The sequence below is a fragment of the Shewanella sp. 10N.261.52.F9 genome, assembly GCF_041471165.1.
GTDB classification, from domain to species: Bacteria; Pseudomonadota; Gammaproteobacteria; order Enterobacterales; family Shewanellaceae; genus Shewanella; species Shewanella marinintestina.
Genome location: NZ_JBFRNX010000041.1, coordinates 1 through 15,854 on the forward strand (window position 1 = coordinate 1; position 15,854 = coordinate 15,854).

Sequence of the window (15,854 nt, forward strand, 5' to 3'; positions counted from 1 at the left end):
ATCGCGATGGACGAAGGTTTGCGCTTCGCTATCCGTGAAGGTGGCCGTACAGTTGGTGCTGGTGTTGTAGCTGAGATCGTTGCTTAATTAGCAACGAGTCTTAACTCGATACTGAAAAAGGCAGCTTAGGCTGCCTTTTTTGTTTTTATTGCATTTTGGTTGAATTTGTTAGTTAAGCTGCGCTATGTATTCTTGCCAAATAAGTGGAATAAGAATACAATCTATGACCGATTTTTGAGTCGTTGATTATACTTTATCTGAGTATATTGAGCGGTCGCCAGTTCGGATAGCGAGTCTGACTGAATTTTTCACTGAGCAAAATGCTGTTTTTAATAGCGTCACTTGACTCAGATCGTAGTGAGTAACGGAATTAACCGATGACAACAAATACTGAAAGCCAGGGTAACTCTCTGGATATCGTAAAGTGGGGCCTAGTCGTAGTCTTGTTGGCTGCTGCAATTATTGGCAATCAATATTTTAATGAAGCAAATGTTGTGGTTCGCGCTCTGAGTGTAGTCGTGACGTTTGCTATCGCTGGTTTCATCGCGTTGCAAACAGAAAAAGGCAAGCAAGCTTTAACTTTTGCTCGTGAATCACAGATTGAAGTTCGTAAAGTGGTTTGGCCTACGCGTCAAGAAGCACTCAATACAACTTTTATTGTATTAGCTGCAACAGCCGTTTTAGGTTTAATCCTATGGGGCCTAGATGCAGTATTGCTTAGAATTGTTAATTTTATTACAGGCGTATAGGCATTAAGTATGACTGAAGCTACTGAAGCTAAAAAGAGATGGTATGTAATTCAAGCGTTTTCCGGCTATGAAGGCCGTGTATGCAAAACTCTGCTTGAACATATCAGAATGCACGAAATGGAAGCTTACTTTGGTGAGGTTCTTGTTCCTACTGAAGAAGTAGTTGAAATGCGTGCAGGCCAACGTCGTAAGAGCGAGCGTAAGTTTTTCCCTGGCTATGTATTAGTCCAGATGGAAATGAACGATGAAAGCTGGCACTTGGTGAAAAGCATCCCTCGTGTAATGGGCTTCATCGGTGGTACGTCTGATCGTCCAGCACCAATTTCTGATAAAGAAGCTGATGCTATTTTACAGCGTCTACAAGAAACTACTGAGTCTCCAACGCATCGCGTTATGTTTGAAGCTGGTGAAGTTGTTCGTGTTACTGACGGACCTTTTGCTGACTTTAACGGTACTGTTGAAGAAGTCGATTATGAGAAGAACCGCGTTAAGGTTTCTGTAATGATCTTCGGTCGTTCAACACCTGTAGAACTTGATTTTAGTCAGATTGAAAAAAGCTGATTAAATAAAGCGCAAATACTATTTGGAAATGGGAGCGAATTTATATATAATTCGCTCCCATATTTTTCGGGGAGCTGTTCAGCATAGTGCTGATAGCGTTTGAACCCAAACTTGAGGAAAATGTCTCATGGCAAAGAAAGTTGATGGTTACATCAAACTGCAAGTAGCAGCCGGTGCTGCAAACCCGTCGCCACCAGTAGGCCCTGCATTGGGTCAGAAAGGTGTTAACATCATGGAATTCTGTAAAGCATTCAACGCTCGTACTGAAAAGTTCGAGAAAGGTATGCCAATTCCTGTAGTTATCACTGTTTACACTGATCGCTCTTTCACTTTCGAAACTAAGACTCCACCTGCGTCTTTCCTACTGCTTAAAGCAGCAGGTCTGAAATCAGGTTCTGGCCGTCCTAACACTGAAAAAGTGGGAACTATCAAGCGTAGCGCTGTCCAGGAAATTGCTGAGACTAAAGCCGCTGATATGACTGGTGCTGATATTGAAGCGATGACTCGCTCAATTGAAGGTACTGCGCGTTCAATGGGTTTGGTAGTAGAGGACTAATATAATGGCAAAGCTAACTAAACGCGCTCGTCTAATTCGCGAGAAAGTTGAAGCGACTAAAAGCTACGACATCAATGAAGCTGTTGCACTTCTTAAAGAACTAGCTACTGCTAAGTTCCTAGAAAGTGTTGACGTTGCAGTTAACCTAGGTGTTGACCCACGTAAATCTGACCAAAACGTTCGTGGCGCTACTGTGCTACCACACGGTACTGGTCGTGAAGTACGTGTTGCTGTGTTCACTCAAGGTGCTAACGCTGAAGCTGCTAAAGAAGCTGGCGCTGAGCTTGTTGGTATGGACGAGCTTGCTGCACAGATCAAAGCTGGCGAAATGAACTTCGACGTAGTTATCGCATCTCCAGATGCAATGCGCGTTGTTGGTATGTTAGGTCAAATCTTAGGCCCACGTGGTCTTATGCCTAACCCAAAAACTGGTACTGTAACGCCAAACGTTGCTGAAGCAGTTAAGAACGCTAAAGCGGGTCAAGTACGCTACCGTAACGATAAGAACGGTATCATCCACACTACTATCGGTAAAGTGGACTTCGAACCAGCTCAACTTAAAGAAAACTTAGAAGCACTAATTGGCGCGCTTAAGAAAGCTAAGCCAGCTGCTGCTAAAGGCGTTTTCATTAAGAAAGTAAGCATCTCTACCACTATGGGTGCAGGTGTTGCGGTTGACCAGGGTTCTCTGGAAGACGCAAAGTAAATTTACAAAGCTCGCGCGTTAGTCTATAATGCGCGCACTTTGTAGGGTTGGGGCTATGGATTAACCTTTTAGGTTAGCTAATAGCCTCCGTCCAAGACCGTAGGTGTTAGTCAAAAGATTAACTTAATTTCCTGCGTAGACGGTGTCGGACCCCAGATAGATTTTTGTCTGCTGGAATTTTTCGCGCCGTAAGTCGCTAGGCATCAATAGATGTTTAGCATGGTAATTGCTAGGGAGTTTTCCCTAGATAGAATCCAGGAGTATACCAATGGCGTTAGGACTCGAAGACAAAAAAGCGATTGTTGCTGAAGTCAACGAAGCTGCCAAAGGTGCTTTATCTGCAGTTGTAGCCGATTCTCGCGGCGTAACTGTAGCTAATATGACCGGACTTCGTAAAGCAGCTCGTGAAGCTGGAGTGTATATTCGTGTAGTACGTAACACTCTTGTTAAACGCGCTGTTGCTGGTACTGATTTTGAGTGCCTAAACGAAACGTTTACTGGTCCTACTTTGATTGCATTCTCTAATGAGCACCCAGGTGCAGCAGCGCGTCTTCTTAAAGACTTCGCTAAATCACAAGAGAAGTTCGAAATCAAAGCAGCAGCCTTTGAAGGGGAATTAATCCCTGCAGAAAATATTGATCGTTTAGCAAAACTACCAACTTACGAAGAAGCACTAGCTCAGTTCATGATGACTCTAAAAGAAGCATCTGCTGGCAAGTTCGTTCGTACATTGGCCGCTTTACGCGATCAGAAAGAAGCTGCTTAATAAATTTATTAGCCGCTTAATTAAAATTGAATTCAGTACAATTAGGAAACTTTTGTTATGTCTATCACTAAAGACCAAATCTTAGAAGCCCTTGCAGCAATGTCTGTAATGGAAGTTGTTGAACTAATCGAAGCAATGGAAGAGAAGTTCGGCGTTTCTGCTGCTGCTGCTGTTGTTTCAGGTGGTGGCGATGCTGCTGCTGTTGAAGAGAAAACAGAATTCGACGTAATTCTTACTTCTCACGGCGACAACAAAGTTGCTGTAATTAAAGCTCTTCGTGGCGCTACAGGTCTAGGCCTGAAAGAAGCTAAAGGCATGGCTGAATCTGCTCCAGTAGCAGTTAAAGAAGCTATCTCTAAAGAAGAAGCTGAAGCTCTTAAAGCTGATCTAGAAGCGGCTGGTGCTGCAGTAGAGATCAAGTAAGTTATACTCTAACTTACAACCTCCCGAGTAATCGGGCGGAGGCTGGCGGTTTTTTAACCGTCGGCCTTTTTTGCGCTGTAAGCGCAGGCGATTTTTTTTTCACCGTTTATCGCCAGATTTCGCAGTTCCTAGCAGAGATTACTGGTTGGGTTCTTGCTTTCAACGGTGATGGGCAAACGCGCTGTTTCAACATTAGGTTGATTCAGACTTGGTCACATCTCGCAATCAGAGGAAACCCATGGTTTACTCCTATTCTGAAAAGAAGCGTATTCGCAAAGACTTTGGTAAACGTCAACGTGTTTTAGACATCCCTTACCTTTTGTCAATCCAGTTGGACTCTTTTAAGAAGTTCACCGATCAAGATCCTACTGGTGAGCGTGGCTTTGAAGCTGCTTTCCGTAGCGTTTTTCCCATCAAGAGCTTTTCTGGTAATTCTGAGCTGCAATATGTCAGCTACAAGCTAGGCGAGCCAGTTTTTGATGTGAAAGAGTGTCAAATCCGCGGTGTTACATACTCTGCACCTCTACGCGTTAAACTGCGTATGGTTCTGTATGACCGTGAAGCTGCACCTGGCACAGTAAAAGACATTAAAGAACAAGAAGTCTATATGGGGGATATCCCTCTTATGACTGACAACGGTACCTTTGTTATCAACGGTACTGAGCGTGTAATCGTGTCTCAGCTACATCGTAGCCCAGGCGTATTCTTTGATCATGACCGTGGTAAAACCCACTCTTCAGGTAAGGTGCTGTATAACGCACGTATTATTCCTTACCGTGGTTCTTGGTTAGACTTTGAATTCGATCCTAAAGATGCGCTATTCGTACGTATTGACCGTCGTCGTAAACTTGCGGCTTCGATCATTCTGCGCGCGCTAGATTATTCAACTCAAGATATCCTTGACCTGTTCTTCGATCGCGTTAACTTTAAGATCAAGAAAGATTCATTAGTAATGGATCTTGTTGCAGACCGTCTACGTGGCGAAACTGCAAGTTATGATATTAAAGACGCTGACGGTACAGTATTAGTTGAGAAAGGTCGTCGCATCACTGCACGTCACATTCGCCAACTTGAAAAGTCAAACACAACTGAGCTTGAAGTACCAGTAGAGTACATCTCTGGTAAGATTTCTGGTCAAGACTATATTGATCCAGATACAGGCGAAGTATTGGTTTCTGCTAACGCCGAAATCAGTCTTGAAGATCTTGCTAAGCTATCAATGGCTGGCATCAAAGAGATCAGCACTCTGTATATCAACGAACTTGATAACGGTGCTTACATCTCTGACACTCTACGTATTGATTCAACAACTAACCGCCTAGAAGCGCTAGTTGAAATCTACCGTATGATGCGTCCTGGTGAGCCACCAACCAAAGATGCTGCAGAAGCACTATTCCAGAACTTGTTCTTCAGTGAAGAGCGTTATGACCTATCTAAAGTAGGTCGTATGAAGTTCAACCGTCGTCTAAGCATTGATGACGACGAAGGTACGGGTATCCTTTCGAAAGAAGATATCGTTGCCGTGATGAAGAACATCATCGCCATCCGTAATGGTTTGGACGAAGTAGATGATATCGATCACCTAGGTAACCGTCGTATCCGTAGTGTTGGTGAAATGGCTGAAAACCAGTTCCGTGTTGGTCTAGTTCGTGTAGAACGTGCCGTACGTGAGCGTTTAAGCCTTGGCGATCTGAATGAGCTTATGCCTCAGGACTTGATCAACGCTAAGCCAATTTCTGCTGCTGTTAAAGAATTCTTTGGCTCTTCACAGCTTTCACAGTTCATGGACCAAAACAACCCATTGTCAGAAGTGACGCATAAGCGTCGTATCTCTGCTCTAGGTCCAGGTGGTCTAACACGTGAACGTGCTGGTTTCGAAGTTCGAGACGTACACCCGACTCACTACGGTCGTCTATGTCCAATCGAAACGCCAGAAGGTCCAAACATTGGTTTGATCAACTCGTTGTCAACCTTTGCGCGTACTAACAACTATGGTTTCTTAGAAACGCCTTACCGCAAGGTAATCGATGGCGTGGTTACTGAAGAAGTAGATTACTTATCAGCAATCGAAGAAGGCCGTTACGTTATTGCTCAGGCAAACGTAGAATTAGATGAAAACAACCGCATGATGGACGAGCTAATTGCTTGTCGTCACAAAGGTGATTCAACGTTTATGGGTGCATCTGACATCCAATATATGGACGTATCACCACAACAGATTATTTCTGTTGCGGCATCACTAATTCCGTTCCTAGAACACGATGACGCGAACCGTGCATTGATGGGTGCGAACATGCAACGTCAGGCAGTTCCTACACTTAAGGCTGATAAGCCTCTAGTTGGTACTGGTATTGAACGTACACTTGCTGTTGACTCAGGCGTGGTTGTTGCTGCAAAGCGTGGTGGTTATGTTGACTACGTAGATGCAAGCCGTATCGTTGTTAAAGTTAACGAAGCTGAGCTGACTCCAGGCGAAGCGGGTATCGATATCTACAACTTGACTAAGTACACGCGTTCTAACCAGAACACTTGTATTAACCAACGTCCTTGTTGTTCTGTCGGTGACCCAATTGTTCGTGGCGACGTTCTTGCTGATGGTCCATCTACCGATTTAGGTGATTTGGCTCTTGGTCAGAACATGCGTATCGCGTTCATGCCTTGGAACGGTTACAACTTCGAAGACTCGATTTTGATTTCTGAGCGTGTAGCTCAAGAAGACCGTTTTACAACTATCCACATTCAGGAGCTTTCATGTATTGCTCGTGATACTAAGTTGGGTAGCGAAGAGATCACAGCTGATATTCCAAACGTTGGTGAGTCTGCGCTTTCTAAGCTTGACGAATCAGGTATCGTTTATATCGGTGCAGAAGTTAAGGGTGGCGACATCCTAGTTGGTAAAGTAACACCTAAAGGTGAAACTCAGCTGACTCCAGAAGAGAAGCTTCTCCGTGCAATCTTCGGCGAGAAAGCCTCTGACGTTAAAGACAGCTCACTACGTGTACCTAACTCTGTTAAAGGTACTATCATCGACGTACAAGTATTTACTCGTGACGGCGTTGAGAAAGACAAGCGTGCTGTAGAAATCGAAGAGATGCATATCGCTCAGGCGAAGAAGGATTTGACTGAAGAGTTCCAAATTCTTGAAGAAGGTGTTCTTGGTCGTGCTCGCAACCTATTACTAGGTGCTGGTTTCGATGAAGCGCAACTTAATGCAATTCCACGCTCACAGTTATTGATTCAAACAATCGATGACGAAGCGAAGCAAACTGAGCTAGAACAGCTAGCTGAGCAAGCGGAAGAGCTAAAAGCCGATTTCGATAAGAAGTTTGAAATCAAACGCCGTAAGATCACTCAAGGTGATGACTTAGCACCTGGTGTACTGAAGATCGTTAAGGTTTACCTAGCGGTTAAGCGTACTATCCAGCCTGGTGATAAGATGGCGGGTCGTCATGGTAACAAGGGTGTAATCTCTAAGATTTGTCCTATTGAAGACATGCCATACGACGAAAAAGGCGACCCAGTGGACATCGTATTGAACCCACTAGGTGTACCTTCACGTATGAACATCGGTCAGGTACTTGAAGTTCATATGGGTGCTGCAGCGAAAGGCATCGGTAATCGTATTACTGAAATGCTAGAAGAGCAGCGCGAATTGGCAGAACTTCGCGGATACATCAAGCAAGTTTATGACTTAGGTGACGAAGTGCAGCAGCGCGTAGACATCGATACATTTACTGATGATGAAATCTTGCGTCTTGCTAAAAACCTAAAAGGCGGTGTTCCAATTGCAACACCTGCGTTTGATGGTGCCAAAGAGAAAGAGATCAAGCAGATGCTTGAGCTTGCAGGTCTACCGCAATCAGGTCAATTGACTCTGTGTGATGGTCGTACTGGTAATGAGTTTGAGCGTAAAGTAACCGTTGGTTACATGTATATGCTAAAACTTAACCACTTGGTTGACGATAAGATGCACGCCCGTTCTACCGGTTCGTACAGTCTTGTTACTCAGCAACCATTGGGTGGTAAAGCACAGTTCGGTGGTCAGCGTTTCGGTGAGATGGAAGTATGGGCACTTGAAGCTTACGGTGCAGCATATACACTTCAGGAAATGCTAACCGTTAAGTCGGACGATGTGAACGGTCGTACTCAGATGTATAAGAACATCGTCGACGGTAACCATCAGATGCAACCAGGTATGCCTGAATCTTTCAACGTATTGTTGAAAGAGATCCGTTCACTCGGTATTAATATCGAGCTGGATCAAAAGTAACACTTGGTTACTGCCTCTATGGCAAAAGAAATTGGTGCTCTGCATTTGCAGGGCACCCGGTTTAACTCCTTCAGGAGAGAAACGTGAAAGACTTATTAAAGTTTCTGAAACAGCAAAGCAAGACTGAAGAATTTGAAGGTATTAAGATCGGCCTAGCGTCGCCAGATCTAATCCGCTCTTGGTCTTTTGGTGAAGTTAAGAAGCCAGAAACCATTAACTACCGTACATTCAAGCCTGAGCGTGAAGGTTTGTTCTGTGCGCGTATTTTTGGTCCAGTAAAAGATTACGAATGTTTATGCGGTAAGTATAAGCGTCTTAAGCACCGTGGTGTGATCTGTGAAAAGTGTGGCGTTGAAGTTACACAGACTAAAGTGCGTCGTGAGCGTATGGGTCACATCGATCTTGCTAGCCCAGTTGCACACATTTGGTTCTTGAAGTCACTGCCGTCTCGTATCGGTTTGATGCTAGACATGACTCTTCGTGATATCGAACGTGTACTTTACTTCGAATCTTTCGTGGTAATCGAGCCTGGCATGACCAGTCTTGAACGCGGCCAAATGCTAACAGAAGAAAACTATCTGGATGCATTGGAAGAGTACGGTGATGAATTCGAAGCTAAGATGGGTGCTGAAGCAGTTCTAGAATTGCTACGTGCTATCGATCTTGAGAAAGAAATTGAAATGATGCGCGAAGAATTGCCATCAATCAATTCTGAGACTCGTCGTAAGAAGATCACTAAGCGTCTTAAGCTTATTGAGGCATTCTTCACTTCAGGTAACAAGCCTGAGTGGATGATCCTTAAAGTGCTGCCGGTTCTGCCACCAGATCTACGTCCACTAGTTCCACTAGATGGCGGACGTTTTGCTACGTCTGATTTGAACGACCTTTACCGTCGTGTAATCAACCGTAACAACCGTCTAAAGCGTCTGTTAGACCTAGCTGCTCCAGATATCATCGTACGCAACGAAAAGCGTATGTTGCAAGAATCTGTTGATGCACTATTAGATAACGGTCGTCGTGGTCGTGCTATTACGGGTTCTAACAAGCGTCCGCTTAAATCTTTGGCCGATATGATCAAAGGTAAGCAAGGTCGTTTCCGTCAGAACTTGCTAGGTAAGCGTGTTGACTATTCTGGTCGTTCGGTAATTACCGTAGGTCCTACTTTACGTCTACACCAGTGTGGTCTTCCTAAGAAGATGGCACTTGAGCTATTCAAGCCATTCATCTATGGCAAGCTAGAAGGTCGTGGCTTAGCTACAACTATTAAAGCTGCTAAGAAGATGGTTGAGCGCGAAGTACCAGAAGTTTGGGACGTGCTAGATGACGTGATCCGCGAACATCCAGTGATGCTTAACCGTGCACCAACACTGCACAGATTAGGTATCCAGGCATTTGAGCCAGTACTAATCGAAGGTAAAGCAATTCAGCTTCACCCATTGGTTTGTGCGGCATACAACGCCGACTTCGACGGTGACCAAATGGCTGTTCATGTGCCACTAACGCTTGAAGCGCAGTTAGAAGCACGTTCACTAATGATGTCTACCAACAACATCCTTTCACCTGCAAACGGTGAACCAGTGATTACACCATCACAGGACGTTGTATTGGGTCTTTACTACACTAGCCGTGAGCGTATCAACGGCAAGGGTGAAGGCATGGCATTCGCTGATGTGGCTGAAGCTGAAAAAGCTTACCGCACTGGTGTTGCTGAGCTACACGCTCGCGTTAAAGTACGTATTACGGAAACAACGACGAACGAAGCTGGCGAAAAAGTTAAGACTCGTCGTGTTGTTGATACAACCGTTGGTCGTGCATTGCTTTCACAGATCTTACCGAAAGGTCTTTCTTATGATTTGGTTAACCAAAACATGGGCAAGAAGCAGATCTCTAAGCTATTGAACACTTGTTACCGTCAACTAGGTCTTAAAGATACCGTTATCTTTGCTGACCAATTGATGTACACAGGTTTCCACTTTGCAACTATCTCGGGTGCCTCTGTAGGTATCGACGATATGGTTATTCCAGATCTTAAGTACACGCTAGTAGCGGATGCTGAAGCGGAAGTTCTTGAAATTCAAGAGCAGTTCCAATCTGGTCTAGTAACAGCCGGTGAGCGTTACAACAAAGTAATCGATATCTGGGCAAGCGCGAACGAAAAAGTTTCTAAAGCGATGATGGAAAACCTGTCTAAAGAGACAGTGATTAACCGTGATGGCGAAGAAGAGCAACAAGAATCGTTCAACAGCATCTACATGATGGCCGACTCAGGCGCTCGTGGTAGTGCTGCACAGATTCGTCAGTTGGCCGGTATGCGTGGTCTGATGGCTAAGCCAGATGGCTCAATCATCGAAACCCCAATTGTGGCTAACTTCCGTGAAGGTCTAAACGTATCTCAGTACTTTATTTCTACTCACGGTGCGCGTAAGGGTCTTGCGGATACGGCATTGAAGACAGCTAACTCTGGTTACCTGACTCGTCGTCTAGTAGACGTTGCGCAAGATTTAGTTGTTATTGAAGATGACTGTGGCACTTACGAAGGTCTAACTATGAAACCGCTTATTGAAGGTGGTGATGTAGTTGAGCCGTTACGTGAGCGTGTTCTTGGTCGTGTTGTTGCACAAGACGTGTTCAAGCCTGGTACTGAAGAAGTGCTTGTGCCACGTAACACGCTTCTTGACGAAGCATGGTGTGACATCGTTGAAGACAACTCTATCGACGAAATGATTGTTCGTTCAGTAATTAGCTGTGATACAGACTTCGGTGTGTGTAAAGCTTGTTACGGTCGTGATTTGGCTCGTGGTCATATCATTAACGAAGGTGAAGCAATCGGTGTTGTTGCTGCTCAGTCAATTGGTGAGCCAGGAACACAGCTTACGATGCGTACTTTCCACATCGGTGGTGCGGCGTCTCGAGCTTCAGCTGAGAACAACGTTCAAGTTAAGAACTCAGGTACCCTTAAGTTACATAACGCTAAGTTTGTAACTAACAGCAACGGTAAGCTGGTAATCGTATCGCGTTCTTCTGAGCTAGCTATTATTGATGAGCTAGGTCGTGAGAAAGAGCGTTATAAGGTTCCTTACGGTACTGTACTTGAGAAATTGGAAGATGATGGCGTAGCTGCTGGCGAAATTATCGCTAAGTGGGATCCGCATACTCACCCAATTATTACTGAAGTGGCGGGTAGTATTAAGTTCGTAGATATGATTGAAGGTGTCACTATGACACGTCAAACAGACGAACTAACTGGTCTTTCTTCAATCGTGGTACTAGAAGTAGGTCAACGTCCTACTGCTGGTAAAGAGATGCGTCCAATGATCCGTCTTGTTGCTGCTGATGGTAGCGATTTGATGATCCCAGGTACTGAAGTACCTGCGCAATACTTCTTACCAGGTCACGCGATTGTGAATCTTGACGATAACGCACCAATTAACGTTGGTGATGCATTAGCACGTATTCCTCAAGAATCTTCGAAGACTCGCGATATTACCGGTGGTCTACCGCGCGTAGCCGACTTGTTCGAAGCGCGTAAGCCAAAAGAACCAGCTATTCTTGCTGAAGTATCGGGTACTATCTCGTTCGGTAAAGAAACCAAAGGTAAGCGTCGTCTAGTAATTACCCCAGCTGATGGTGGTGAGCACTACGAAGAGATGATTCCTAAGTGGCGTAACCTAAACGTGTTCGAAGGTGAAAAAGTTGAACGCGGTGAAGTTATTGCTGATGGTCCAGAAGCAGCTCACGACATTCTACGTCTACGTGGTATCCACAATGTGGCTAACTACATCGTGAATGAAGTACAGGACGTTTACCGTCTACAGGGCGTTAAGATCAACGATAAGCACATTGAGGTGATCATTCGCCAGATGCTGCGTAAGTGTGAGATCGTAGACGCTGGTGACAGTGAATTCCTACCGGGTGAACAAGCTGAAGTATCACGTGTTAAGATCGCTAACCGCGAACTTGAAGCACAAGGTAAGCAGCCTGCAACATTTGAACGCGAGCTTCTTGGTATTACCAAGGCGTCTCTAGCGACTGAATCGTTCATCTCTGCAGCATCGTTCCAGGAGACCACTCGTGTTCTTACTGAAGCTGCTGTTGGTGGTAAGAGCGATAAGTTACGTGGCTTGAAAGAGAACGTAATTGTTGGTCGTCTAATCCCTGCTGGTACAGGTTACTCATACCACCAGAAGCGTGCTGAAGCTGCAGTTAAACCTGCTGCTGAAGAAGCACCAGTGATTAGTGCAAGCGAAGCTGAGCAGAACCTTGCAGATCTACTAAATCTAGCTGGTAGCAACGATTAATTCGGTGCTAAAAAGTAAATAGATTGTAAAAAAGGCGCTTTTGGCGCCTTTTTTTTACTTTAAATCGGTTAAAAGTTGTCTATTTCTTGACAGATAGACCATACACTTCTAAAATTTCGCGTCCCACACCTGTGGGATATAGATTTTTCACACCTTACTGTTGATTTAGTCAACTGATTCGGAGCTATACATGGCAACTGTAAACCAGTTGGTACGTAAGCCTCGCGCACCGAAAGTCGATAAGACTAACGTACCTGCGCTAGCTGCGTGTCCACAAAAACGTGGTGTTTGTACTCGCGTATACACTACTACACCAAAAAAACCTAACTCTGCACTACGTAAAGTAGCTCGTGTGCGTCTAACTAACGGTTTCGAAGTTACTTCGTACATCGGCGGTGAAGGCCACAACCTGCAGGAACACAGCGTAATTCTAATCCGTGGCGGTCGTGTAAAAGACTTACCGGGTGTGCGTTACCACACTGTACGCGGCGCATTAGACTGTGCTGGTGTAAGTGAACGTCGTCAAGGTCGTTCTAAGTACGGTGCTAAGCGTCCTAAGTCTTAACGTTTTCCGTTAAGTAAGGCCAAGCTAGTTTTTATTGAGATTCCAGTTTTGGGGTCCCTGAAGCATACGGAGAAATTGTTATGCCAAGACGTCGCGTTGTAGGACAACGTAAAATCCTACCAGATCCAAAGTTCAAAAGTGAGTTGCTGGCTAAGTTCATCAACGTCATTATGCAGGACGGCAAAAAGTCGACTGCAGAAAAAATTATTTACAAGGCACTAGATACTGCGTCTGAAAAGAAAGGCGAAGATCATTTAGTAATCCTTGAAGCAGCCCTGGACAACGTACGTCCATCAGTCGAGGTTAAATCTCGTCGTGTTGGTGGTTCTACTTACCAGGTACCATGTGAAGTTCGTCCTGTGCGTCGTAACGCACTAGCGATGCGCTGGTTGGTTGAAGCTGCACGTAAGCGTGGTGAAAAATCTATGGCTTTACGTCTAGCAGGTGAAATGTTAGACGCATCTGAAAACAAAGGTACAGCTGTTAAGAAGCGCGAAGACGTGCATCGTATGGCTGAAGCAAACAAAGCGTTTGCTCATTACCGCTGGTAATATCTTGGCGTGGGCATTGTCCCACGCCTTACTTGCATTGCTAACACTCAGATTTAGCTAAGAGGGTATAAATCGTGGCTCGTACAACTCCAATTGAGCGCTACCGTAATATCGGTATTTGTGCTCATGTTGACGCTGGTAAAACCACTACCACTGAACGTGTTCTTTTCTACACTGGCTTATCTCATAAGATCGGTGAAGTTCATGATGGCGCTGCTACCATGGACTGGATGGAGCAGGAACAGGAACGTGGTATTACCATCACCTCAGCCGCAACGACTACTTTCTGGCGCGGAATGGATGCGCAGTTCACTGAGCACCGCATTAACATCATCGACACTCCAGGTCACGTTGACTTCACTATTGAAGTAGAGCGTTCTTTGCGAGTACTAGATGGTGCCGTCGTTGTTTTTTGTGGCTCATCAGGGGTAGAACCTCAATCTGAGACTGTTTGGCGACAAGCTGATAAGTATCATGTACCGCGCTTAGTGTTCGTCAATAAGATGGACCGCGCAGGTGCAAACTTTGATAGTGTTGTTGACCAGATCCGTAATCGCCTTGGCGCGACTTGTGTACCAATTCAAATGAATATTGGTGCAGAAGAAGATTTCAACGGTGTAATCGATTTGATCAAAATGAAAGCCATTAACTGGTCTGAAGAAGATCAGGGTATGACTTTCACTTATGAAGCGATTCCAGAGCACTTAGCTGAGAAAGCCGCAGAAATGCGTGAATACTTAGTTGAAAGTGCAGCTGAAGCGACAGAAGAACTGATGGAAAAGTACCTAGAAGATGGGGAACTTTCAGAAGAAGAGATCAAAAAGGCATTACGTCAGCGTACCTTAAACAACGAAATCGTATTGGCCACCTGTGGTTCTGCATTTAAGAACAAGGGTGTTCAAGCCGTTTTGGATGCTGTGGTAGATTTTCTACCATCTCCAGTTGAAGTCCCTGCCATTAAGGGCATTGATGACAACGAAGAAGAGACGTCTCGTCAAGCTGACGATAACGCGCCATTCTCAGCATTAGCGTTTAAAATTGCAACAGACCCATTCGTAGGGACTTTAACCTTTATGCGTGTTTATTCAGGTGTATTGGAAACAGGTGCTGGCGTATATAACTCTGTTAAGCAAAAACGTGAGCGTATTGGTCGTATGGTGCAAATGCACGCTAATGATCGTCAAGAGATAAAAGAAGTACGCGCTGGCGACATCGCTGCTGCTATTGGTCTTAAAGACGTGACTACTGGCGATACATTGTGTGATATCGATCATAAAGTAATTCTCGAGCGCATGGAGTTTCCTGAGCCTGTAATTACTATCGCTGTTGAGCCTAGAACTAAGGCAGACCAAGATAAGATGGGGATGGCATTGCAAAAACTTGCAATGGAAGATCCATCATTCCGTGTTGAAACTGATGAAGAATCAGGTCAAACACTGATCTCTGGTATGGGTGAGCTACACTTAGACATCATCGTAGACCGTATGCGTCGCGAGTTTGGTGTTGAGTGTAATGTAGGTAAACCTCAAGTTGCATATCGTGAAACTATCCGCAAAACTGTGGAAGTTGAAGGGAAGTTCGTTCGTCAATCAGGTGGTCGAGGTCAATTCGGTCACGTATGGTTGAAGCTAGAGCCTCAAGAAGAAGGTTTTGGCTACGAATTTGTCAACGAAATTGTTGGTGGTGTGGTTCCAAAGGAATACATCCCAGCAGTTGATAAAGGTATTCAAGAGCAGATGAAGAGCGGCGTATTAGCTGGTTTCCCTGTTCTCGACGTAAAGGTTACTCTGTATGACGGTTCATATCATGATGTGGACTCGAACGAGATGGCCTTTAAAGTCGCCGGTTCGATGGGCTTTAAAAAGGGTGCGCTTGAAGCTGACCCTGCCTTACTTGAACCTTGTATGAAAGTTGAAGTGACAACACCTGAAGATTATATGGGTGATGTTGTCGGAGACTTAAACCGTCGTCGTGGCCTTATTGAAGGTATGGATGATGGTATCGCAGGTGTAAAACTTGTGCATGCAACAGTGCCTTTATCTGAAATGTTCGGTTATGCGACCGATTTGCGCTCTGCCAGTCAAGGGCGTGCTTCATACTCAATGGAGTTTTTGAAGTACTCCGATGCACCGCAAAATGTTACTAAAGCAATAATCGAGGCTAGGGGCTAAGCTGTCTCACTCTATTATTGATATACTTAATTGCTATTGCTCGGTTTTAAGCCGAGCATTTTCTGAAAAGAAAGGAATATATCGTGGCTAAAGAAAAATTTGAACGCGTAAAACCGCACGTTAACGTTGGTACTATCGGACACGTTGACCATGGTAAAACTACTCTAACTGCTGCTATCTCTGCAGTTCTTACTAAGAGCTTCGGCGGTACTGTACGTGATTTCGCACAGATCGATAA

General features: G+C 44.8%; 13 protein-coding genes. All 13 read left to right on the plus strand.

All coding sequences use genetic code 11. The features are described from left to right. A partial coding sequence (locus AB4298_RS20830; protein WP_527251184.1) for an EF-Tu C-terminal domain-related protein occupies positions 1–87 on the plus strand: 87 nt, incomplete at its 5' end. 290 nt (positions 88–377) lie between these two features. Continuing rightward, on the plus strand, positions 378–749 hold the full coding sequence (gene secE / locus AB4298_RS20835) for a preprotein translocase subunit SecE (RefSeq protein ID WP_249000899.1): 372 nt from the start codon (positions 378–380) through the stop codon (positions 747–749). Between the two features lie 9 nt (positions 750–758). Then, positions 759–1,310, plus strand: coding sequence for a transcription termination/antitermination protein NusG (gene nusG / locus AB4298_RS20840; protein WP_220781338.1), 552 nt, complete (start codon positions 759–761; stop codon positions 1,308–1,310). Positions 1,311–1,437: 127 nt separating this feature from the next. Continuing rightward, positions 1,438–1,866 (plus strand): 50S ribosomal protein L11, encoded by a 429-nt coding sequence (rplK, locus tag AB4298_RS20845; protein WP_011863956.1) that lies wholly within the window; start codon positions 1,438–1,440, stop codon positions 1,864–1,866. Between the two features lie 4 nt (positions 1,867–1,870). After that, positions 1,871–2,572, plus strand: a complete 702-nt coding sequence (gene rplA, locus AB4298_RS20850) for a 50S ribosomal protein L1 (RefSeq protein ID WP_220781337.1) — start codon at positions 1,871–1,873, stop codon at positions 2,570–2,572. Positions 2,573–2,840: 268 nt separating this feature from the next. Beyond that, the gene (rplJ, locus tag AB4298_RS20855) at positions 2,841–3,338 is read left to right on the plus strand and encodes a 50S ribosomal protein L10 (protein ID WP_249000901.1); all 498 of its coding nucleotides are present in this window, start codon (positions 2,841–2,843) and stop codon (positions 3,336–3,338) included. Positions 3,339–3,395: 57 nt separating this feature from the next. Next, entirely contained in the window at positions 3,396–3,761 is a 366-nt protein-coding gene (rplL, locus tag AB4298_RS20860; RefSeq protein WP_249000902.1) for a 50S ribosomal protein L7/L12, read from the plus strand. 238 nt (positions 3,762–3,999) lie between these two features. Next, complete coding sequence (gene rpoB, locus AB4298_RS20865) at positions 4,000–8,031, plus strand: DNA-directed RNA polymerase subunit beta (protein WP_249000903.1); 4,032 nt, start codon at positions 4,000–4,002, stop codon at positions 8,029–8,031. Positions 8,032–8,114: 83 nt separating this feature from the next. Next, the gene (gene rpoC, locus AB4298_RS20870) at positions 8,115–12,329 is read left to right on the plus strand and encodes a DNA-directed RNA polymerase subunit beta' (RefSeq protein WP_249000904.1); all 4,215 of its coding nucleotides are present in this window, start codon (positions 8,115–8,117) and stop codon (positions 12,327–12,329) included. A 190-nt stretch (positions 12,330–12,519) separates the two neighbouring features. Next, positions 12,520–12,894 carry a 30S ribosomal protein S12 gene (rpsL, locus tag AB4298_RS20875; protein ID WP_012153454.1) on the plus strand — a complete coding sequence of 125 codons (375 nt, stop codon included), beginning with the start codon at positions 12,520–12,522 and terminating at the stop codon, positions 12,892–12,894. 80 nt (positions 12,895–12,974) lie between these two features. Then, a complete protein-coding gene (rpsG, locus tag AB4298_RS20880; protein ID WP_012153455.1) occupies positions 12,975–13,445 on the plus strand; it encodes a 30S ribosomal protein S7 in 471 nt (156 codons plus the stop codon). 74 nt (positions 13,446–13,519) lie between these two features. Then, on the plus strand, positions 13,520–15,616 hold the full coding sequence (gene fusA, locus AB4298_RS20885; protein ID WP_249000905.1) for an elongation factor G: 2,097 nt from the start codon (positions 13,520–13,522) through the stop codon (positions 15,614–15,616). 83 nt (positions 15,617–15,699) lie between these two features. Next, on the plus strand, positions 15,700–15,854 hold a 155-nt coding region (locus AB4298_RS20890; protein ID WP_371988295.1), incomplete at its 3' end, for a GTP-binding protein.